The 20,300-nt window shown below is 64.8% G+C and carries 18 protein-coding genes and 1 pseudogene; 16 read left to right on the top strand and 3 right to left on the bottom strand.

The window, feature by feature from the left end; translation table 11 throughout:
* Positions 1 to 71 precede the first annotated feature (71 nt).
* Positions 72 to 659: a GNAT family N-acetyltransferase gene (locus NKI01_RS03525; protein ID WP_352961878.1), complete on the top strand. Its 588-nt coding sequence runs from the start codon at positions 72 to 74 to the stop codon at positions 657 to 659.
* Positions 660 to 669: 10 nt separating this feature from the next.
* Here NKI01_RS03525 and NKI01_RS03520 read toward each other — a convergent pair whose 3' ends face one another.
* Positions 670 to 1,539 carry an endonuclease/exonuclease/phosphatase family protein gene (locus tag NKI01_RS03520; protein WP_352787935.1) on the bottom strand — a complete coding sequence of 290 codons (870 nt, stop codon included), beginning with the start codon at positions 1,537 to 1,539 and terminating at the stop codon, positions 670 to 672.
* A gap of 171 nt (positions 1,540 to 1,710) precedes the next feature.
* Between NKI01_RS03520 and obgE the strand changes: the two genes are divergently transcribed.
* The 5 genes and pseudogenes from obgE to NKI01_RS03495 all read left to right on the top strand — a co-directional run bounded on the left by obgE (position 1,711) and on the right by NKI01_RS03495 (position 7,399).
* Entirely contained in the window at positions 1,711 to 2,742 is a 1,032-nt protein-coding gene (obgE, locus tag NKI01_RS03515; RefSeq protein WP_352961874.1) for a GTPase ObgE, read from the top strand.
* Positions 2,743 to 2,744: 2 nt separating this feature from the next.
* Entirely contained in the window at positions 2,745 to 3,899 is a 1,155-nt protein-coding gene (gene proB, locus NKI01_RS03510) for a glutamate 5-kinase (RefSeq protein WP_023719680.1), read from the top strand.
* 13 nt (positions 3,900 to 3,912) lie between these two features.
* The gene (locus NKI01_RS03505) at positions 3,913 to 5,199 is read left to right on the top strand and encodes a glutamate-5-semialdehyde dehydrogenase (RefSeq protein WP_352815009.1); all 1,287 of its coding nucleotides are present in this window, start codon (positions 3,913 to 3,915) and stop codon (positions 5,197 to 5,199) included.
* Between the two features lie 249 nt (positions 5,200 to 5,448).
* Positions 5,449 to 6,036, top strand: coding sequence for a nicotinate-nucleotide adenylyltransferase (locus NKI01_RS03500; protein ID WP_031194203.1), 588 nt, complete (start codon positions 5,449 to 5,451; stop codon positions 6,034 to 6,036).
* A gap of 72 nt (positions 6,037 to 6,108) precedes the next feature.
* Positions 6,109 to 7,399, top strand: a pseudogene (locus NKI01_RS03495) (MFS transporter).
* A gap of 29 nt (positions 7,400 to 7,428) precedes the next feature.
* On the opposite strand, the gene NKI01_RS03490 reads toward NKI01_RS03495, so the two are convergent.
* The gene (locus NKI01_RS03490; RefSeq protein ID WP_023719676.1) at positions 7,429 to 8,286 is read right to left on the bottom strand and encodes a mechanosensitive ion channel family protein; all 858 of its coding nucleotides are present in this window, start codon (positions 8,284 to 8,286) and stop codon (positions 7,429 to 7,431) included.
* Between the two features lie 240 nt (positions 8,287 to 8,526).
* Here NKI01_RS03490 and rsfS point away from each other — a divergent pair, with 240 nt between their 5' ends.
* The 8 genes from rsfS to NKI01_RS03450 all read left to right on the top strand — a co-directional run bounded on the left by rsfS (position 8,527) and on the right by NKI01_RS03450 (position 16,796).
* Entirely contained in the window at positions 8,527 to 8,904 is a 378-nt protein-coding gene (gene rsfS, locus NKI01_RS03485; protein ID WP_023678068.1) for a ribosome silencing factor, read from the top strand.
* 61 nt (positions 8,905 to 8,965) lie between these two features.
* Positions 8,966 to 9,448, top strand: a complete 483-nt coding sequence (gene rlmH, locus NKI01_RS03480; RefSeq protein WP_023719675.1) for a 23S rRNA (pseudouridine(1915)-N(3))-methyltransferase RlmH — start codon at positions 8,966 to 8,968, stop codon at positions 9,446 to 9,448.
* A 151-nt stretch (positions 9,449 to 9,599) separates the two neighbouring features.
* Entirely contained in the window at positions 9,600 to 10,943 is a 1,344-nt protein-coding gene (locus NKI01_RS03475) for a murein hydrolase activator EnvC family protein (protein WP_352494137.1), read from the top strand.
* Positions 10,944 to 12,269, top strand: coding sequence for a S41 family peptidase (locus NKI01_RS03470; protein WP_023719673.1), 1,326 nt, complete (start codon positions 10,944 to 10,946; stop codon positions 12,267 to 12,269).
* Between the two features lie 198 nt (positions 12,270 to 12,467).
* Complete coding sequence (locus NKI01_RS03465; protein ID WP_352494139.1) at positions 12,468 to 13,679, top strand: divergent polysaccharide deacetylase family protein; 1,212 nt, start codon at positions 12,468 to 12,470, stop codon at positions 13,677 to 13,679.
* Between the two features lies 1 nt (position 13,680).
* Entirely contained in the window at positions 13,681 to 14,202 is a 522-nt protein-coding gene (locus NKI01_RS03460) for an RNA pyrophosphohydrolase (protein WP_352480951.1), read from the top strand.
* A 29-nt stretch (positions 14,203 to 14,231) separates the two neighbouring features.
* Complete coding sequence (alr, locus tag NKI01_RS03455; RefSeq protein ID WP_352937330.1) at positions 14,232 to 15,401, top strand: alanine racemase; 1,170 nt, start codon at positions 14,232 to 14,234, stop codon at positions 15,399 to 15,401.
* Positions 15,402 to 15,539: 138 nt separating this feature from the next.
* On the top strand, positions 15,540 to 16,796 hold the full coding sequence (locus NKI01_RS03450) for a D-amino acid dehydrogenase (protein ID WP_352494141.1): 1,257 nt from the start codon (positions 15,540 to 15,542) through the stop codon (positions 16,794 to 16,796).
* A gap of 39 nt (positions 16,797 to 16,835) precedes the next feature.
* Here the strand turns inward: NKI01_RS03450 and NKI01_RS03445 are convergent, their stop codons facing one another.
* The gene (locus NKI01_RS03445; RefSeq protein WP_023719668.1) at positions 16,836 to 17,717 is read right to left on the bottom strand and encodes a LysR family transcriptional regulator; all 882 of its coding nucleotides are present in this window, start codon (positions 17,715 to 17,717) and stop codon (positions 16,836 to 16,838) included.
* Between the two features lie 375 nt (positions 17,718 to 18,092).
* On the opposite strand from NKI01_RS03445, the gene NKI01_RS03440 reads away from it, so the two are divergent.
* Positions 18,093 to 19,589 (top strand): CoA-acylating methylmalonate-semialdehyde dehydrogenase, encoded by a 1,497-nt coding sequence (locus tag NKI01_RS03440; protein ID WP_352588226.1) that lies wholly within the window; start codon positions 18,093 to 18,095, stop codon positions 19,587 to 19,589.
* Between the two features lie 307 nt (positions 19,590 to 19,896).
* Entirely contained in the window at positions 19,897 to 20,196 is a 300-nt protein-coding gene (locus NKI01_RS03435; RefSeq protein ID WP_023719666.1) for a hypothetical protein, read from the top strand.
* Positions 20,197 to 20,300: the final 104 nt, after the last annotated feature.

The raw sequence follows: 20,300 nt of genomic DNA, 5'->3' as shown, positions 1-20,300 counted from the left end.
CTGGCCAAGCCAGGAAATGGATCAGGGGAGATGGGTTTCCATCTCCCCTTTTTCTTGCCTGGAGGACTGACATGGTTGCCGAAGCGGAAGCGACAGACGACGAAAGTTACGCGATAGATTGCCCGGTCCTGGTCACCGAGCGGCTGGTCATGCGGGCCCCGCGTGAAAGCGACATCGAGCAATTGGTGGCGCTCGCCGATAACCGCCATGTCGCGGAAATGCTGGCCCGCATGCCGCATCCCTATGGCGAGGCCGAGGCACGCGCTTTCCTGGCTATGACGGCATCGCGCCGGGCCGGAATCGCCTATGCGTTGACGCTGGCCGGCACCGAGACCTTCGTCGGCTGTGCCGGGCTCAACACCACGGATCGCGGGCTGGAGCTCGGCTATTGGATCGGCGAGCCGTACTGGAAACGCGGCTACGCGACGGAGGCAGCGCACGCACTGGTCGACCTTGCCTTCCAGAGAACCACGATCCAGGTGCTGCACACCTCGACGCGGGTGATCAATCCGGCCTCGCGCCGGGTCATCCACAAATGCGGCTTCCAGTATGCCGGCCAGGGCATGCTGAATTCGATCGTTGCCGGCCAGGTGCCGGTCGAGCGCTACCGCCTCGATCGCAAGACCTGGACCAGCCTCAGGAATTGGGTGCATTTTTGATGGATGCGGCTCACGCCATCTCGACCCAGACCGGCAAGTGATCCGAACCGGCCGCTTGCCGGTCGACCCACAGGCGCCTCAGCGATTTGGTAAGCGAGGCGCTGGTGAAGATGTAGTCGATGCGCTTGTGGCGGCTGGCATCGCCCGGCCGCTTGGGGTCGACCCAGGTGACGAGATCGGCGCCGGCCGCGCCGAGGCGCGCGGCGGCATCGACGGCGAGGTCGGCGGTCACCGGCATGCCGAATTCATGGTCAGGCTGGCCGGCGAGTTCGACGTGTTCCGGCGATCCGGCGAGCATGTTGAAGTCGCCCATGACGACGAAGGCTTCGGGACAAGGCAAGTCCGGTAAGCCGATCTCGGCGACGCCGGAGAGCCCACCGCCCTCGAGCGGGTAGTTCAACAGGCGTTCGCGCAGAAAGCGGATCTGGCTCAGGCGTTCGACCGGGCTGCGATGGTCGAGATGAGTGGAATAGAAGCGGACGAAGCCAAGCGGCGTTTCGATCAGCGCCTCCAGCGCGCCGCGCTGGAAGTTCATCGCCTCGAAACTGCGGCTGCGCGGCAAAAGGAGATTGCGCGACAGATGGATCGGCGTTCTCGACAGCACCATGTTGCCGAGCTGGAAGGTGGTCGTGATGGCGCGGCCGTTCTCCAGGCGCGATCCGGCGTCGGCTTCGAAATTGCTGCCGTAGACGGCAAAATAGTCGGGCAGCGCCTCGCCGAGCTCGGCCACCATGTCGCGGCCGCCATTCTTCGGGTTGCCGCGGGTGACCTCCTGCAGCGCGATCACGTCGGCGCCGCGCACCGCATCGGCGATGCGACCGACATCATAGCGGCCGTCGAGGCCGATGCCGTAGTGGATATTGTAAGTTACCAGCTTCATTCCGACATCTCGCGCTTGGAAAGCCGAAGATCGATTTTCGGCAAGGGTCAACCAAATGCTACGCGTCCAGAGATACGCGCGACGTTACAGTAGCAAAAACGGCCCTCGCCCTTCGACCCGCCTTGCTTTAGAGCAATCCCGCAAAGCCAATAGCAGAAACCATACAATCCGATGAAATTTCTCGATCAAGCCAAGGTCTACATCCGCTCCGGCGACGGCGGCGCCGGTTCGGTGTCGTTCCGGCGCGAAAAGTTCATCGAGTTCGGCGGCCCGGACGGCGGCGACGGCGGCCGCGGCGGCGATGTCTGGGTGGAGGCGGTCGACGGACTAAACACGCTGATCGACTATCGCTACCAGCAGCATTTCAAGGCCAAGACCGGGACGCACGGCATGGGCCGCAACATGACCGGCGCCAAGGGTGCCGACGTGACGCTGAAAGTGCCGGCCGGAACACAGGTCTTTGCCGAGGACAATGAGACGCTGATCTGCGATCTGACGGTCGTCGACCAGCGCTTCCTGTTGGCCAAGGGCGGCAATGGCGGCTTCGGCAACCAGCATTTCAAGACCTCGACCAACCAGGCGCCGCGCCGCGCCAACCCCGGACTGCCGGGCGAAGAGCTCAATATCTGGCTCAGGCTGAAGCTGATCGCCGATGCCGGCCTGGTCGGGCTGCCCAATGCCGGCAAGTCGACCTTCCTGGCGGCCGTCACCGCGGCCAAGCCGAAGATCGCCGACTATCCCTTCACCACGCTGCATCCGGGCCTTGGCGTGGCCCGCATCGACGGGCGCGAATTCGTCATTGCCGACATTCCCGGCCTGATCGAAGGCGCGCATGAAGGCGTCGGCATCGGTGACCGCTTTCTCGGCCATGTCGAACGCACGCGCGTCCTTCTGCACCTCGTCTCGGCGCAGGAAGAAAATCCGGGCAAGGCCTACAAGACCGTGCGTGCCGAACTCGACGCCTATGGCAACGGGCTGACCGACAAGGTCGAGATCGTCGCTCTTTCGCAGGTCGACATACTCGATGCCGACGCACGCAAAAAGAAGGCCGCCTCGCTGAAACGCGCCGCCGGCCGCGCGCCGATGCTGCTTTCGGCGGTCACCGGCGAGGGCGTCGAGGCGGTGTTGCGCGCGCTGATGGCTGTGGTGGCGAAGGCGCGCGAAGCTGTCGCTGCGCCGGTCGAGACGCGCTGGAACGCATAGCCATGGCCGCGCAATCGCTGAAAAACTATCGGCGCATTGCCGTCAAGATCGGCTCGGCGCTGCTTGTCGACCGCACGACGGGCCTGAAGCGCGACTGGCTGGCCTCGCTTGCCGACGACATCGCCGTGCTGGCCAATGGCGGCGCCGAAATTCTCGTTGTGTCTTCCGGTGCGATTGCACTTGGCCGCACCATCCTCGGCCTCGGCAAGCGGGCGCTGAAGCTCGAGGAGAGCCAGGCGGCGGCCGCCGTCGGGCAGATCGCCTTGGCCGGCGCCTGGTCGGATGCGCTCGGCAAGAATGGTTTGAAATCGGGCCAGATCCTGTTGACGCTCGGCGACACGGAAGAGCGCCGCCGTTATCTCAACGCGCGGGCGACGATCTCGACGCTGCTCAAGATGAAGGCGGTGCCGGTCATCAACGAGAACGATACGGTGGCCACCTCCGAAATCCGTTATGGCGATAACGACCGGCTGGCGGCGCGCGTCGCCACCATGATGGGCGCCGACCTTTTGGTGCTGCTCTCCGACATTGACGGGCTCTACACGGCACCGCCTGCGCGTGACCCGCACGCTCGGTTCATTCCGATCGTCGACCGCATCACCCCCGACATCGAGGCGATGGCGGGTGCCGCCGCTTCGGAATTGTCGCGCGGCGGCATGCGCACCAAGCTCGATGCCGGCAAGATTGCAACCGCCGCCGGCACCGCCATGATCATCACATCAGGCACGCGGCTGTCGCCGCTGCTGGCAATCGAGCGCGGCGAGCGCGCCACCTTCTTCCGGCCGAGCAGCAGCCCGGTCAAAGGTTACAAGACCTGGATCGCCGGGCAGCTCGAACCGGCTGGCCGGCTGACCGTCGATGCCGGCGCCATCGGCGCGCTGCTCTCCGGCAAGTCGCTGCTGCCGGCCGGCGTCAAATTGGTCAGCGGCAATTTTGCGCGTGGCGACACGGTGGCGATCCTGTCGCCCGAGGGCCGCGAGATAGCGCGCGGGCTGGTTGCCTATGATGCCGCCGATGCCGTAAGGATCGCTGGGCTGAAGACGACCGAGATCGAAACCGTGCTCGGCTACGAGGCGCGTTCGGCGATGATCCACCGCGACGACCTTGTGGTGAGCCATGCCGGTGGTGAGCAAGTAGTCGGTGACCAGGTTACATAGCGGAGGATGAGCCATGCTGACGCTGCATGAAAAATCCCGGGATGACACCGTCGCGCTGATGGCCGATATCGGCCGCCGCGCGCATGCCGCGGCCCGACCGCTGGCCATCGCAGCGGCCGAGCGCAAGCACAAGGCGCTGGTCGGCATGGCTCAGGCGATCCTTCGGCATGAGCAGGATATCCTCGACGCCAACGCAATCGACATCAGAAATGGCGAGGAGGCTGGCCTATCGGCAGCGTCGATGGATCGGCTGAAGCTCGATCCCGTCCGCATCCGCGCCATGGCAGACGGCATCAGCGAGATCGCCGAGTTGCGCGACCCAATCGGCGAAATCATTGCTGGATGGGACCGGCCGAACGGGTTGCACATCGAACGGGTGCGCACGCCGCTAGGCGTCATCGGCGTCATCTATGAGAGCCGGCCGAACGTGACCGCCGATGCCGGTGCGCTCTGCCTCAAGGCGGGCAATCCGGTGATCCTGCGCGGCGGCTCGGATTCAGCGAATTCTTCCGCCGCGATCCATGCCTGCCTGGTCGAGGGGCTGAAGGCAGCCGGGCTGCCGGAGGATGCCATACAATTGGTGCCGACCACCGATCGCGCCGCCGTCGGCGAAATGCTGAAAGGGCTTTCCGGCAATCTCGAGGTCATCATTCCGCGCGGCGGCCGCAGCCTGGTCGAGCGTGTGCAGAAGGAGGCGCGGGTGCCGGTCTTCGCCCATCTCGAGGGCATCTGCCATCTCTATATCGACCGATCGGCTGATCTCGACATGGCGGTCAAGATCGCGGTCAATGCCAAGATGCGGCGCACCGGGGTGTGCGGCGCTGCCGAGACGCTGCTGGTCGACAGTGCCGTCGCCGTCACGCACCTGGTGCCGATCCTCGAGGCCCTACGGGCGGCAGGATGCGAAATCCATGCCGATGCCGAGGTGCTGAGGCTTTATGCCGATGCCCAGCCCGCGACCGATGCAGACTGGGTGACCGAATATCTCGACGCGATCATCGCTGTGAAGCTGGTCGACGGCATTGGCGGCGCGATCGAGCATATCGAGACGTTCTCCTCGCATCACACCGAGGCGATCGTCGCCGAGGACGCCACAGCGGTCGACCGGTTCTTCAACGAGGTCGATTCGGCGATCCTTCTGCACAACGCCTCGACCCAGTTTGCCGATGGCGGCGAATTCGGCATGGGCGCCGAAATCGGCATCGCCACCGGCAAGATGCATGCCCGCGGACCGGTCGGCGTCGAGCAACTGACGTCGTTCAAATATCGTGTACGCGGGTCGGGACAGGTGAGGCCTTGAAGCTTTGTGTTCAAAGAACCTGAAGCCTTGCGCCCAGCCACCCCCCTCTGTCCTGCCGGACATCTCCCCCTCAAGGGGGGAGATCAGCTCTCGTTCGCGATTTCGCCAATTGCCGGGCGGGCAGAATTCAAGCTGTCATTGAAGCTGACAATCTCCCCCCTTGAGGGGGAGATGCCCGGCAGGGCAGAGGGGGGTGCCTGACGCATGCTTGCCTTGTCCGAACATGCCATATCCTCCCGTTACCTCAAGATGCCGCATGCCGGGAAAGGCGTGGCGGTCGGGCTGTTTGGCGGTTCGTTCAATCCGCCGCACGCCGGGCATGCGCTGGTCGCCGAGATCGCGCTCAGACGCCTTGCTCTCGACCAGCTGTGGTGGATGGTGACGCCCGGCAATCCGCTCAAGAACGCTGGTGAACTTGCGCCGCTGGCCGAGCGGCTGCAGCTGTCTGAAAAGATCGCCAAGAACCCGAAGATCAAGGTCACCGCCTTCGAGGCGGCCCACCACGTCCGCTTCACCGCCGACACGCTGGCGTTGGTCAAGGCGCGTAACCCCGGCGTCGATTTCGTCTGGATCATGGGGGCCGATTCGCTTCGCGACTTCCACCGCTGGCAGCGCTGGCGCCGTATCGTGATGACGTTCCCGATCGCGGTGGTCGACCGGCCAGGTGCGACGCTGTCGTTCCTGTCGTCCGTGGTCGCCAAGACTTTCGACTATGCCCGCGTCGACGAAGGCGACGCACCGCGGCTCGCCCGCATGAACGCGCCGGCCTGGACCTTCATCCACGGCCCGCGTTCGTCGCTGTCGTCGAGCGCGATCCGCAATGTGGCAAAGGGCTGAGCGGGCGGAAGGCAAGTCCAGCCATGTCGCATTTGCCGCTGCCTTGACCTGCTTGATGGGCGATCCTCGGTCATGACGATTCTCGAGCGCGACCAGGACAAGAACGGTCTAGGGCAGCCGGCGCCCTCGATCGCCATTGCCAGCATCCTCTTGTCGATGGCGCTGATCGCCGTCGGCAATGGGCTCATGTTCGCCTATATCCCAGTCCGGCTCGGCGCCGAGGGCTTCGATCCGACTTGGGCGGGGCTGATCGTCACCGGCCTTTCGGCTGGCGGCCTCGCTGGCTGCATCCTGACCGGGCCGCTGGTGCGGCGTGTCGGCCATGCCCGCGTGTTCATGGTACTGTCGGCGCTGATCGTGCTGTCCAACGCCGCGGTCGGCGCCGGGCCGCACCCATTGCCATGGATCGCTGCACGGGCGCTCTACGGCTTTGCCATATGCGGCCTGTTCATTGTCGCGCAGAGCTGGCTGAACGATGTCGTCGCAAACGCCATCCGCGGCCGGGTCATGGCTATCTTCTACGTTGCCTATGTCGCCGGACTCGGCGTCGGCTATTCGACGCTGGCGTTGATCGATATCCGCGCGGCCGATGCGCCGCTGATCGGCATTGCCTTCACCGCGCTGTCGATCCTTCCCGTCGGGCTGACGCGGCTCGCGCAGCCACCGGCGCCGCAAGCGGCGTCGGTGGCGCTCGGCCGCGCCTGGCGAATCTCGCCGGTCGGCGTTGCCGGCATGCTTGCCGTCGGCGGCCTGTCGATGACGATTTCAGGTTTTGCGCCAATCCATGCCACCGCCAGAGGCTACAAGCCAGGCCGACGTCGCCTTGCTGCTTTCGGCAATGCCGGTCGGCACGCTGATCCTGCAGATTCCCCTCGGCTGGATTTCCGACCGCACCGACCGGCGCTTTGTGCTGATCGCGGCGTCGGCGCTTGCCGCCGCGGCGGGCCTGTTTGCACTGGGTTTCGACGGTGGCGCTCTGGCGACGCTGCTCGTCATCTACGTGGTCTGGGACGGCGCCTCGGAATCGATCTATTCGCTGGCCAGCGCCCATGCTGGCGACCGCGCCGGCAAGGACGACATGGTGGCGCTGTCGAGCTCGCTCTTGTTTGCCTGGTCGCTGTCCGGCTTCGTCGTGCCCGGCATTGTGACCGGGCTTTCCGCCATCTATGGCACGCAGGCCTTCATCTATGTGGCAATCGTCATTGCCGCCGCCTACTGCTTGTTCGTTCTCTGGCGCGTCGGCATGGTGCGGCCCGTGCCCGCCACCGAGACCGGCAGTTTCGCGCCGATGACGGCGCAGGCGCCGTTGCCTGTCGATCTCGCCTTCGCGCCCGAAGATCAGCGCGGGCGCGGAGAGCTTTGAGGGCCATCTGCGGGCTGGCTTCAAATGCTCTATTGCTGCGTGGCTGAGGCCTCCGGCTGCGGCGCTTGCGGCGCCGGCGCCGGAATTGAAAGGCCTTCGGCATCGAACGCCTGCTTGACACTCTTGGTGAGGTCGATCTGGGCGGCGAAGAAATCGGCAGCCGCCGTCCAGTAGCGCAAGGTGATGGCGACGGTGCTGTCCCCGACAGTCGCGACAAAGGCGATCGGCGCCGGCTGCCGCCTGACGCGCCGGTCGGCGGCGGCGACACCGAGCATGGTCTTTTGCGCGAAATCGATGTCGTTCCACGAGCCGATGCTGAGCGTGATGTCGCCGCGGCGCACACCATTGCGGGTGAAATTGCGGACCGGCTGGTTCCACAGGGTCGAGTTAGGTGCAAGCACGTAGACACCTTCGACCGTCCTCAGCGTTGTTGCAAACAGCCCGATCTCCTCGACGGTACCGGATATGGCGCCGACCTCGACATATTCGCCGATGCGGAACGGCCGCAGCGCCAGCAGCATGATGCCAGCGGCAATGTTCTGCAGCGTGCCTTGCAGCGCCAGACCGATGGCCAGGCCGGCGGCACCGATGGCGGCAATGATCGAAGCCGTCTGCACGCCGAACTGGCCGAGAACCATGATCACGACAAGCCCGAGGATGGCGTAGCGGACGACCTGCGAGAAGAAATGGCGGAGCGTTTCGTCGAAGCCGTGAACGTGGCCGAGGCCGGCATAGATCGAACGCTCGGCGAGGCCGGCGACGATGTAGCCGATGACCAGCAGGATGACGGCGCCGACCGCCGAAAGCGAGTAGGAGACGATCAGCGTGCTGAGTTGCGCCAGGCCGGATTGCACGGTGAGGAGGGCGTTCTGAGGATCGATCGGCATGTCGGGATTCCGGTTCGTGGATGAGCCGATAACCGCTGCGGGGCGAGGCGGTTCCGAATTTCTGGCCCGGAAAAGCCGCATATTCGGCCGTTACCGGGCGTCTGCTTGCGAGCGGTGTCTTGAAACTGCAACCTAACTCTGCCTATCTAAGCAGTGTCACCTGATTTGAAAGGTGATTTGGTTGTTCTTGCTGCGAAAGGAAATACACTGAGAACAGCACTGCGGAAGAAGGCCGACATCGTGCCTTCGCCGGCCGGGATCAGCGTAAACGACGCCGTGTCCCGCGCCATCAAGACAGTCCTTGCCAGTCTGGAAGACTCCAAGGCCGAAAACATCGTCTCAATCGACATTCAGGGGAAATCGAGCCTCGGCGACTACATGGTCGTCGCGTCGGGCCGATCGCACCGTCATGTCTCGGCTGTCGCCGATCATCTCCTCAAGGCGCTCAAGGATGCCGGGCTCGGCACGGCGCGCGTCGAGGGGCTGGCTGGCGCCGACTGGGTCCTGATCGATTCGGGCGACATCATCGTCCATGTCTTCCGTCCCGAGGTCCGCGACTTCTACAATCTCGAAAAGATGTGGCAGGCGCCGGATCTTGAGGAAGAGACCCTCCACTGAGCCGTATTCGTCTTGATGCATGTCGTTGTGCGACACGCATCAGCGGCTCTCCGAGGCAGGGATGAAGATTACCGTTCATGCCGTGGGCCGAATGAAAGCCGGCCCCGAGAAGCAGTTGGCCGACCGCTATTTCGAGCGTTTCGCCAAGAGCGGCCCTGCCGTAGGCCTCGAATTCGCCGGGATCGCCGAGATTGCCGAAGGCCGCGCGCAGACGGCCAATGAGCGCCGGCGCGAGGAAGGCCAGAAGCTGCAGACCCACTTGCAACCGGGCACGGCGCTGATGCTGCTGGATGAGCGCGGCAAGAACCTTTCCTCCGAGGATTTCGCCGGCCGCATAAGCTTGCTGCGCGATGGCGGGCGCAAGGCGCTGGTGATCGCCATTGGCGGCGCCGACGGCCATGACCAGTCGCTGCGTGACTTGGCTGATCTGACGGTGTCGCTCGGCGCGCTGACCTGGCCGCATCAGCTGGTCCGCGTCATGCTGGGCGAGCAGCTTTACAGGGCGGCCACGATCCTTTCCGGCCACCCCTACCATCGTTCATGAAGCCGGTTCGATCAGCGAATTGACGCCAGTCGCCCGGATTTCTGCCCCAATGCTCATCGACAGTTTGGGCTCATAGGGGTTTGCGGATGGCGGCCGGGCTCGAACATGGTTGATGGTTCGTTAACGAAGCCGCGCATAGAGTTGGGCTTCAATGTCTGAAGACTGGAAATCACGAACGGGCTCCTGGCGCGTGCGCTACGGCATCGCAGCGGCGGTGATCGTGGTTTCGCTCGGGATCGCGCGGGCTGAGAACACGCTCGACCTGGCGCCGGACCCGGACCAGAGCCGCGCCGAATACGAAAAGGTATCGAAAGAGATCACGCTGTCGTCCGAGCGGCTGGCCAAGCTCGCCGCCGACATAGCGGCGGTCAAGAAGGACCATGCCTCGATCACCGCGGCACTGATCCAGTCGGCGATGACCGAGCAGAAGCTCGGCCAGGACATCGAGGACATTGGCGGCAAGCTGGAAGGGCTGAAGGCGCAGGAGCAGAAGATACGCGCCTCACTGGCCGCCAGACGTGACGTTCTGGCCGAAGTGCTCGGCGCGCTGCAGCGCATGGGGCTCAATCCGCCGCCGGCGATCCTGGTCAAGCCGGAGGACGCATTGTCGTCGGTGCGCAGCGCCATCCTGCTCGGTGCCGTGGTGCCGGAACTGCGCCAGCAGACCGACATGTTGCTGGCCGATCTCAAAGAGCAGTCGCGGGTGACGGCCTCGATCGAGGCCGAGCGGGCGCGGCTGACGGCAGCGGTCGGCGAGCAGGCGGCGGAAAAAAAGCGGCTCGGCATGCTGCTCGAAGCCAAGCAGAAGCTCGCCGCCGATACGCAAACCGCGCTGGCCGCCGAAAAGCAACGGTCCGCGACGCTGGCGGCCAAGGCCGGCAGCCTGAAAGAGCTGATCGCATCGCTCGAGGCCGACAGGGCCCGCAAGGCGGCGGATGCGGCCAAGGCAGCCGAGCAAAAGACGGTGGACGCCGACAAGGGCCCGGCATCGGCCCCGGCGCCAACGGAACTGGCCTCGCTGCCGGTGCCGGAGAGCAACAGGCTCACCGCTGCTGCGCCGTTTTCCGCGCTTCAAGGGCAGATCGCGCTGCCGGTCACCGGCAGGATCAAGCGGCGCTTCGGGGCCAACGACGGTAACGGCGCGGTGATGCTCGGTGACATGGTTGCGACACAATCGGGAGCCATCGTCACAGCGCCGGCGGATGGAAACGTGCTTTATGCGGGGCCTTTCCGCTCTTACGGTCAACTCTTGATCCTGAATGCGGGTGACGGCTATCATGTCGTCCTGGCGGGGATGAGCAGAATCAGCGTCGCGTCTGGCCAGTCGGTGCTCGCAGGTGAGCCGGTCGGCGCGATGGGAGAGGCCCGGGTGGCGAGCACCTCGGCATCGAAGAATGGAAATGCCACGCCGGAGCTCTATGTCGAGTTCCGCAAGGATGGAAAACCCGTCGATCCGGCCCCATGGTGGGCGGACCGTTTTTCTGGAAGGACGTGAATGATGCGGAAACTGTCGCTTCTGTTTGCCGGTGCGCTGATGGGTGCATCGGCGATGAGCCTGGTCTATGGCGCGCCCGGCTCGACGGCGAAGGCTGCGGGCTCCGAGACCTATAAGCAACTGGCGATCTTCGGCGATATCTTCGAGCGGGTGCGGGCGAATTATGTGACGCCGCCCGACGACAAATCGCTGGTCGAAAATGCCATTAACGGCATGCTGTCCTCGCTCGACCCGCACTCCTCCTACATGAATGCCGAAGAAGCGCAGGACATGCGCGTGCAGACCAAGGGCGAGTTCGGCGGCCTCGGCATCGAGGTCACCATGGAGAACGACCTGGTCAAGGTGATCACGCCGATCGACGATACGCCGGCCGCCAAGGCTGGTGTGCTCGCCGGCGACTATATCGCCAAGATCGACGGCGAGGAGGTCCGCGGCCTGACGCTCAACGACGCCGTCGAGAAGATGCGCGGGCTTGTCAACACGCCGATCAAGCTCACCATCCTGCGCCAGGGCGCCGACAAGCCGATCGAATTGACGGTCGTGCGCGACATCATCAAGGTCAAGGCGGTGAAGTTCCGGGTCGAAAACGACATCGGCTACATGAAGATCACCTCCTTTACCGAAAAGACCTATGACGACCTCGAGAATGCCATCGACACCATCAAGAAGCAGGTGCCGAACGACAAGCTCAAGGGTTACGTGCTCGACCTGCGCCTCAATCCGGGCGGTTTGCTCGACCAGGCGGTGAGTGTGTCGGATGCCTTCCTCGACCGTGGCGAGATCGTCTCGACGCGCGGCCGCGATCCGAAGGACGTCACCCGCTTCGACGCGCGGGCCGGCGACGACATCGGCGGCAAGCCGCTGATCGTGCTCGTCAATGGCGGCTCGGCCAGTGCCTCGGAAATCGTTGCCGGCGCGCTGCAGGATCTGCGCCGCGCCACGGTGGTCGGCACGCAGTCCTTCGGCAAGGGTTCGGTGCAGACCATCATTCCGCTTGGCGAGAACGGGGCGCTGCGGTTGACGACGGCGCTCTATTACACACCGTCCGGCAAGTCGATCCAGGGCAAGGGCATCACGCCCGATATCAAGGTTGACCAGCCGCTGCCGGCGGAACTGCAGGGCAGGGACCTGACGCGCGGCGAATCCGACCTCAAGGGCCATATCAAGGGCGCCGACGAAGGCACGACCGGTTCGGGCTCGGCAGCCTATGTGCCGCCGGAACCGAAGGACGATTTGCAGCTCATCTATGCCGAGCAGCTGCTGCGCGGCCAGAAGACCGATCCGGCGTTCCCACCGAATCCGCAGAAGGCCGTGTTGAACCAATAAGGGCAGGCAAGCCGGGCCAAACAGGTCTGGCTGCCTGAGCGAAGCGATGCGATGCTGCCGGGGCCGCGAGGCTCCGGCAGTTTGATTCGGGGCCGCGGCCGGCATGCTGCGCGTCCAGTGAAGCGAGGGGACGCGCCGACATTTTGGATTTGCGCCTCCGGAGGTTTCACTTCGGAGATGCGCGCCGGGGGTGCGGGCTTGGCTGATATCGGCAAGGACATAGAACGACCTCTCGGACAGGCGATCCGGGCGCCGCGCCCAGGCAGCAGGATCAGCGCCGGTGCAGTCGCGGCCGCGCTCGTCGTGCTGGCCGTGGTCGGCGTTTCCGGCGCGATCGCCTTGCGCGACAAGCCGTTCCGCAAGCCGCAAGAAGTCGCCGTTTCGACGCCGAAGATGCCGGCAGCGGCGGATCCCGCCGCGGCGCCGGCCAAGGCGACGCCCGCAACGGAAGCGCCAAGCAACGCAAGCGAACAGAAGACGGGCGAACAAACGACAAGCGGGAAGATGGGCGGTCCGCAGATCATCCATGTCCAGACCGAAGAGGGCGACGGTCCGCCCAAGGCGGCCATTGTCATCCGCGACCCTTCGACGATCGGCCAGAACCTCAGGATCGCGCACATTCCCGACAAGGCGCTGATCGAGGCCAGCGAGACCGGTCCGCTGCCGATCCGCGCCGCCGACGGCCGGCGCCCGTTCGATGTCTATGCGCGGCCGTGGTCCGGCGCACGCGGTGCACGCGTGGCGCTCGTCATCGGCGGGCTTGCCGTGTCGCAGACCGGCACGCAGGCAGCCATCGCCAAGCTGCCGGCGGAAGTGACGCTGGCCTTCGCGCCGCAAGGCAACAGCATCGGCCGCTGGATGCAGGTGGCGCGGCAAGGCGGCCATGAGGTCATCATGCAGGTGCCGCTCGAGCCGTTCGACTATCCGAACGTCAACCCCGGCCGTAACACGCTGACCGTGGCAGCGGCGCCGGACGAGAATTTGAAGAATTTACGCTGGGCGCTGTCGCGAACGACCAACTACACCGGCGTCATGAACTATATGGGCGCCCGCTTTTCGGCCGACGCGACGGCGATGGGGCCGTTGATGGCCGAGCTTGGCAAGCGTGGTCTGGCCTATGTCGACGACGGTTCGTCGGCGCGCAGCCTGGCATCCGAATTGGCGCTGAAGGACGGCGTGCCGTTCGTCGGCGGCGATACGGCGATCGACGCGGTGCAGGACCGCGGCGCCATATTGAAGAAACTGGATGGGCTGGAAGCGACGGCACGGGCGAAAGGCTTTGCCGTCGGCATCGGCTCGGCCTTCGACCTGACAGTCGATACCGTGTCGTCCTGGGTGACCGAGGCCAAGAAGCGCGGCATCGAGATCGTGCCGATTTCGGCGGTGGCCATAGATCCGGAAAAAGGCTGACATGGCAAAGAACAAGCTCGTTGACGCCGAGACACTGCCCTACCGGCCCTGCGTAGGGGTGATGGTCCTCAATGGCGATGGCATGGTCTGGGTCGGCCATCGCATTGCCGAGCCGGACAGCGAATTCGCTGGAACCACGCAGCTCTGGCAGATGCCACAGGGCGGCATAGACGATGGCGAGGAGCCGCTGCCCGCGGCGGAGCGCGAGCTTTACGAAGAGACCGGCATGCGCTCGGTGTCGCTGCTGGCCGAGGCGCCGCACTGGATCAAATACGACCTGCCGGCCCATCTGGTCGGCGTCGCCTTCAAGGGACGATATCGCGGCCAAACGCAGAAATGGTTTGCCTTCCGCTTCCACGGTGACGAAAGCGAGATCGAAATCAATCCGCCGCCGGGTGGCCACAAGGCCGAGTTCGACCGGTGGGCGTGGCGGCCGATGCTGGAACTGCCCGGTCTGATCGTGCCGTTCAAGCGCAAGGTCTACGAAGACGTGGTGGCAGCGTTCCGGCACCTGGTGGCGTAGCCGCCGGCCTTCCGCTAAAACAGGTCGGCATGACCGACATCTCCAGCAAATCCCTTCCGCAGACCGTCTCTCTACCGCAGGCCGGCGCCCCGAGTGAGCCGATCAGCGAAGCGGCGGCGGGGGCGATCCTGACCATCGACCTTGGCGCCGTCCGTGAGAATTACCGGCGGCTGAAGGCGCGTCTGGGCGGCGTCAGCTGTGCCGGAGTGGTCAAGGCCGACGGTTACGGGATTGGCGCGGCGCCGGTGGCGGCGGCGCTGATGGCTGAAGGCTGTGATATTTTCTTCGTCGCGCATTTGGCCGGCGGCGTCTTGCTGCGCAAGGCGCTCGGCTCAGACCCGGCCATCTACGTGCTGAACGGCATTCCGCCAGGTGCGGAACGGGAAGCGGTTGCGGCGGGGCTTTGCACTGTCGTCAACAGCGCCAGCCAACTTGCGGCATGGCGCGAGATGGCCGGGCGGGTGGGCCATAAATTGCCTGCCGCCGTCCAGGTCGACAGCGGCATGTCGCGGCTCGGCATGGCGCCCGAGGAGGTGAAAGCCATCGCGCAGGATCCGCAGGCTTTCGATGGTGTCGAACTGACCTTCGTGATGAGCCATCTCGCCTGCGCCGACGAACCCGAGCAACCGGCCAACGAGCAGCAACGGCTGGAATTCGAACGGCTGCGCCGGATGCTGCCGGGAGCGCCGGCGTCGCTTGCCAATTCATCAGGCATTTTTCTCGGGCAGCGCTATCACTACGACCTCGTTCGTCCGGGTGCCGCTCTCTATGGCATCAATCCGACGCCGGCGAAGGACAACCCGATGCTGCCGGTGGTGCGATTGCAAGCCAAGGTCATCCAGACGCGGATGCTGGAGGCCGGCGCCGGTGTCGGCTACGGCCACACTTTCCACACCAAGGCCCCGCTTGCCGCGGCGACGATTTCGCTCGGCTACGGCGATGGCTGGCATCGACGCGCCGCTTCCGCTGCCTGGTTCGAAAATGTGCGGCTGCCCTTCATCGGCCGGGTTTCGATGGATTCGATCATCCTTGACATTTCCGCATTGCCGCCCGGCAAGCTGAAGGCCGGCGACCTCGTCGAACTGATCGAGCCGTCGTCGCAGACCGTGGACCAGGTAGCCGGCCAGGCCGGCACCATCGGCTATGAGGTCTTGACCAGCCTCGGCCACCGCTTCCACCGGCGCTATGTGAATGGCTAGGACGCAAGCTTGTTGTCCTCACGCATGTCGTTTCCCTCAGCATCGGCACTTGGCGGACGCCGCAGAATCCGGCAGACAGAAGGCGGCGATGATCCCGGACCCGAACCCTGACGAGACGCCGTTGCGGAGAACTAAGCGATGAAGATCTTCGTGCTGGGCGGCGGTGTGATCGGGGTCACCACCGCCTATTTTCTTGCCGAGGCCGGCCATCAGGTGACGGTGATCGACCGCCAGAAAGGCCCGGCGCTGGAAACCAGCTTTGCCAATGCCGGCGAGATCTCGCCCGGCTATGCCTCGCCCTGGGCCGGGCCCGGCGTTCCGCTGAAGGCCGTCAAATGGCTGTTGATGAAGCATGGTCCGCTGGTGGTGCGGCCGGCGCTCGATCCGCATATGTGGATATGGCTGGTCAAGATGCTGCGCAATTGCACGGCTGAACGCTACGCGCTGAACAAGGCGCGCATGGTGCCGCTGGCCGAATACAGCCGCGACACGCTGAAGGCGCTGCGCGAGGCGACCGGCATCGCCTATGACGAGCGCGCCAAGGGTACGCTGCAGCTTTTCCGAACGCAAAAGCAGCTCGATGGCGTCGGCGGCGATGTCGAGGTGCTGAAGACCTATGGCGTCCCTTATGAGGTCCTCGACCCCGACGGCTGCATTGCTGCCGAGCCCGCGCTGGCTGGCGTGCGCGAGAAATTCGTCGGTGGCCTGCGGTTGCCCGGCGACGAAACCGGCGACTGCAAGATGTTCACCGACAGGCTTGCGGAGCTTTGCGCGGCACGCGGCGTCACCTTCGAATACGACACGGAGATACGGCGCGTCGTCAAGAAGCGCGATCGCATCACCAACATCAGCACCAGCAAGGGCTGGATGGTCGCTGACGCCTATGTGATGGCGATGGGCAGCTATTCGGCGCGGTTCATGCGCATGCTGAAGCGGCCCATCCCGGTCTACCCGGTCAAGGGCTATTCGATCACCCTGCCGATCAAGGACGCCGCCGCCGCGCCGGTGTCGACGGTGATGGACGAGAGCTACAAGGTGGCGATCACCCGCCTCGGCGACCGTATCCGGGTCGGCGGCACGGCGGAAATCTCCGGCTTCGACATGCGGCTGCACGAATCGCGGCGCCGCACGCTCGAACATTCGGTCGGCGACCTTTTCGCGGGCGGCGGCGACATGCGGTCGGCCACCTTCTGGTGCGGGCTGCGGCCGATGACGCCGGACGGGCCGCCGCTGATCGGGCGCACCGATTTCTCCAATCTCTATCTCAATACCGGCCACGGCACGCTCGGCTGGACCATGGCCTGCGGCTCGGCCAAGGTTCTGGCCGACATCATCTCCAGCCGGGTGCCAGACATCGACGTCGGCGATCTCGGGCCGGGACGATACGCCAAGTAAGACCCCCAGCAGCTTAAGACAGCCGCCGGCCGGTAGGCTTCACGCGAACAAACCCCGGTCCCGTTCGACGGCCTTGGTGATGAAGCTCGCGGCGATCTGGACGCGGCGCAGTGGCCTGACCGATTCATGATAGACCAGCCAGTAGGCGCGGCGGATGGGTGCGACGATATCGAGAGGCACCAGCTCCGGCATCGAGCGGGCAACGAAGGTGTGCAGGATGCCGATGCCGGCGCCGGAACGCACCGCTTCGGCCTGGCCGAGCGCTGAGGAAATGGCGAAGCTGGTGCGCCAGTCGGCGCTGAATTCGGCCGCGTAGTCGAGCGAGGGACTGACGATCAGGTCCGGCACGTAGCCGATCAGCGTGTGCTGGCCCAGCTCGGCGGCGGTTCCGGGCAGGCCATGCGTGTCGGCGTAGGCCCGCGACGCGAACAGGCCGAGCGTGTAGTCGACGAGCTTTCCCGCCACCAGACGGCCTTCCGTCGGCCGTTCGACGGTGATGGCAATGTCGGCCTCGCGGCGGGACAAAGAGAAGGAGCGCGGTACCGGCACCAGCTGGATGGTGAGCTCGCGGTGCAAAGCGGTCAGCGCGCCGAGGCGCCTGGCCAGGAAGGCGACGCCAAAACCGTCCGGCGCGCCGATGCGCACGGTGCCCGAGACGTCGTCGCCTTCGCCTGAAACGGTCGAGCGCGCGGCGATCATGTCGCCCTCCATGCGTTCGGCGATTTCGAGGAAACGTTCGCCTGCCGGCGTCAGCTCGCTGCCGGTGGTAAGCCGGCGAAACAGTTTTGTCCTGAATGCATCCTCGAGGGCGGCAATGCGGCGCGAGACGGTCGCGTGATTGAGCTCCAACCGCCTGGCGGCGCCGAGGATCTGGCCGGCGCGCGCCACGGCAAGGAAGATGCGAACGTCATCCCAGTTCATCGGGATGGTCCGTTTCGATAGAGAGCGCCGTGTTCCCGCCCACCCCCCTCTGGCCTGCCGGCCATCTCCCCCGCAAGGGGGGAGATCGGATGTCCGGTCGGCTTTCGCCAATCTCCAACGTCGCAAAAAGGGCGGTAAGGCCGAAGCCGCCAATCTCCCCCCTTGCGGGGGAGATGTCCGGCAGGACAGAGGGGGGTGTGAAGAAACTCAACTCAGCAATCCAAGCGATAGGAGTACACTCCCTACCATTTGCGCCATTTGATGCACAATCGCGCGCCGCTATCTATTTTCTGCACAACGGTTGCGTTTTCACTCGCGTTGCCATCGCTCCCGCAAAGGCGGACAATGCCTCATCACGAACCAAGGAGAGAAACCATGATCGAATACGGTCATTTCATTGGCGGCAAGCGTGTCGCCGGGACCAGCGGCCGCAAGCAGGACGTCATGCAGCCGATGGACGGCACGGTGCGTGGCACGGTGGCGTTGGCTTCGCAGGCGGAATTGCGCGCAGCGGTCGAAAACGCCAAGGCGGCACAGCCCGGCTGGGCGGCGACCAATCCTCAGCGGCGCGTACGCGTCCTGATGCGGTTCCTCGAGCTGGTCGCCAAGGAGTATGACGCGCTGGCCGAGATGTTGGCGCGCGAACACGGCAAGACCATCGCCGACGCCAAGGGCGACATCCAGCGTGGCCTCGAAGTGGTCGAGGTCTGCATCGGTGCGCCGCATATGATGAAGGGCGAGTTCACCGATGGCGCCGGCCCCGGCATCGACGTCTATTCGATGCGCCAGCCGCTCGGCGTCGTCGCCGGCATCACGCCGTTCAATTTTCCAGCGATGATCCCGTTATGGAAGATCGCGCCGGCCATCGCCTGCGGCAATGCCTACATCCTCAAGCCGTCGGAGCGCGATCCGGGCGTGCCGATGCGGATTGCCGAACTGTTCATCGAGGCCGGCCTGCCGGCGGGCATCCTCAATGTCGTCAACGGCGACAAGGAAGTGGTCGACGCCATCCTCGACGATCCCGACATCAAGGCTATCGGTTTCGTCGGCTCGACACCGATCGCCCAGTACATCTATTCGCGCGGCTGCGCGGCCGGCAAGCGCGTGCAGTGCTTCGGCGGCGCCAAGAACCACATGATCATCATGCCCGATGCCGACATGGACCAGACCGTCGACGCGCTGATCGGCGCCGGCTACGGCTCGGCCGGCGAGCGCTGCATGGCGATCTCGGTGGCCGTCCCGGTCGGCAACGACACCGCCAACCGGCTAATGGAAAAACTGGTGCCGCGCGTCGAGAGCCTGAAGGTCGGTCCGTCGACGGATTCTTCCGCCGATTTCGGCCCTCTGGTCACGGCGCAGGCGCTGGAGCGGGTCAAATCCTATGTCGACACCGGCGTCAAGGAAGGCGCCAAGCTGGTGGTCGATGGCCGCGGCTTTTCCATGCAGGGCTACGAGAACGGCTACTATATGGGCGGCTGCCTGTTCGACAACGTGACTGCCGACATGCGCATTTACAAGGAAGAGATCTTTGGGCCGGTGCTGTCGGTGGTGCGCGCGCCGACTTACGAAAACGCCATCAAGCTTGCCAACGAGCACGAGATGGGCAATGGCGTCGCCATCTTCACCCGCGACGGCGATGCGGCGCGGGACTTCGCCTCACGAGTCCAGGTCGGCATGGTCGGCATCAACGTGCCGATCCCGGTGCCGATCGCCTACTATACGTTTGGCGGCTGGAAGGCGTCCTCGTTCGGCGACCTCAACCAGCACGGGCCGGACGCGTTCCGCTTCTACACCAAGACCAAGACTGTGACGTCGCGCTGGCCGTCCGGCGTGAAGGACGGCGCCGAGTTCGTCATCCCGACGATGAATTAGCCGGACGGTTTCCTGTCTGCGCGTCCTCGCTTCGGCTGCGGGCGCGCGGGCCGGTGTGAAGGACGGCGCCGAGTTCGTCATCCCGACGATGAACTGATCCAAATCGCAGAAAGCAAGAAAAGGCCCGGGCTTGGAGCCCGTGCCTTTTTTGTCGCCGTCTTCATCGGCATGAACACGAATGTGATGGAACCAAGAAGGCAGCAATCCTCTTAGGTTGCAGTCCTGCCGCGAAGGAGGAGCTGGCAGATCAACCAACGGCGCTGGTGACGGCTCCGGGGGATATCGTCCGGCGCAAAGGAGATGTCAGATGACACGTCTCATGGCGATCATAGCTTGCGCGGCAACGGCGGCGCTTTCCGCCATCCCGGCAATGGCTGCCGAGCAATGCGCGGCACGCGCCGATATGGTCAAGGCGCTCGGCGAGAAGTTTCATGAAAACCCGAGCGCGGTTGGCGTCGTCAATCCGAATGTGGTGCTTGAAGTCTTCGTTTCCGACAAGGGCACCTGGACCATCCTCGCCAGCGATACAAAAGGTCAAAGCTGCGTGATTTCAGTCGGCGAAGGCTGGGAGAGCGCGATGACGATAGCGGCGCTGCCCGGTACCTGAAGTAGGCCTTTCCTATTCACCTGGCCGCAGCCTCGGCACGACAGCCGGGCTGCGGCCCTGTTCTCGGCGACCTTGAAACGGATCTCCCCGCGCCCACTTGAGGC

Source organism: Mesorhizobium sp. M0815, from assembly GCF_040319995.1.
GTDB lineage: Bacteria > Pseudomonadota > Alphaproteobacteria > Rhizobiales > Rhizobiaceae > Mesorhizobium.
The sequence above is the reverse complement of the archived record's forward strand: the minus strand, read 5'-3'. Positions and strand labels throughout refer to the sequence as shown.

Excerpts from the sequence above, each read along its gene's own strand:
- NKI01_RS03470 (WP_023719673.1), top strand. The coding sequence starts at position 10,944 with ATGATGCGGAAACTGTCGCTTCTGTTTGCCGGTGCGCTGATGGGTGCA.
- NKI01_RS03435 (WP_023719666.1), top strand. The coding sequence starts at position 19,897 with ATGACACGTCTCATGGCGATCATAGCTTGCGCGGCAACGGCGGCGCTT.
- NKI01_RS03460 (WP_352480951.1), top strand. The coding sequence starts at position 13,681 with ATGGCAAAGAACAAGCTCGTTGACGCCGAGACACTGCCCTACCGGCCC.
- proB (WP_023719680.1), top strand. The coding sequence starts at position 2,745 with ATGGCCGCGCAATCGCTGAAAAACTATCGGCGCATTGCCGTCAAGATC.
- NKI01_RS03520 (WP_352787935.1), bottom strand. The coding sequence starts at position 1,539 with ATGAAGCTGGTAACTTACAATATCCACTACGGCATCGGCCTCGACGGC.
- NKI01_RS03440 (WP_352588226.1), top strand. The coding sequence starts at position 18,093 with ATGATCGAATACGGTCATTTCATTGGCGGCAAGCGTGTCGCCGGGACC.
- alr (WP_352937330.1), top strand. The coding sequence starts at position 14,232 with ATGACCGACATCTCCAGCAAATCCCTTCCGCAGACCGTCTCTCTACCG.
- NKI01_RS03505 (WP_352815009.1), top strand. The coding sequence starts at position 3,913 with ATGCTGACGCTGCATGAAAAATCCCGGGATGACACCGTCGCGCTGATG.
- NKI01_RS03475 (WP_352494137.1), top strand. The coding sequence starts at position 9,600 with ATGTCTGAAGACTGGAAATCACGAACGGGCTCCTGGCGCGTGCGCTAC.
- NKI01_RS03525 (WP_352961878.1), top strand. The coding sequence starts at position 72 with ATGGTTGCCGAAGCGGAAGCGACAGACGACGAAAGTTACGCGATAGAT.
- rlmH (WP_023719675.1), top strand. The coding sequence starts at position 8,966 with ATGAAGATTACCGTTCATGCCGTGGGCCGAATGAAAGCCGGCCCCGAG.
- NKI01_RS03490 (WP_023719676.1), bottom strand. The coding sequence starts at position 8,286 with ATGCCGATCGATCCTCAGAACGCCCTCCTCACCGTGCAATCCGGCCTG.
- NKI01_RS03450 (WP_352494141.1), top strand. The coding sequence starts at position 15,540 with ATGAAGATCTTCGTGCTGGGCGGCGGTGTGATCGGGGTCACCACCGCC.
- NKI01_RS03500 (WP_031194203.1), top strand. The coding sequence starts at position 5,449 with ATGCCGCATGCCGGGAAAGGCGTGGCGGTCGGGCTGTTTGGCGGTTCG.
- obgE (WP_352961874.1), top strand. The coding sequence starts at position 1,711 with ATGAAATTTCTCGATCAAGCCAAGGTCTACATCCGCTCCGGCGACGGC.
- NKI01_RS03445 (WP_023719668.1), bottom strand. The coding sequence starts at position 17,717 with ATGAACTGGGATGACGTTCGCATCTTCCTTGCCGTGGCGCGCGCCGGC.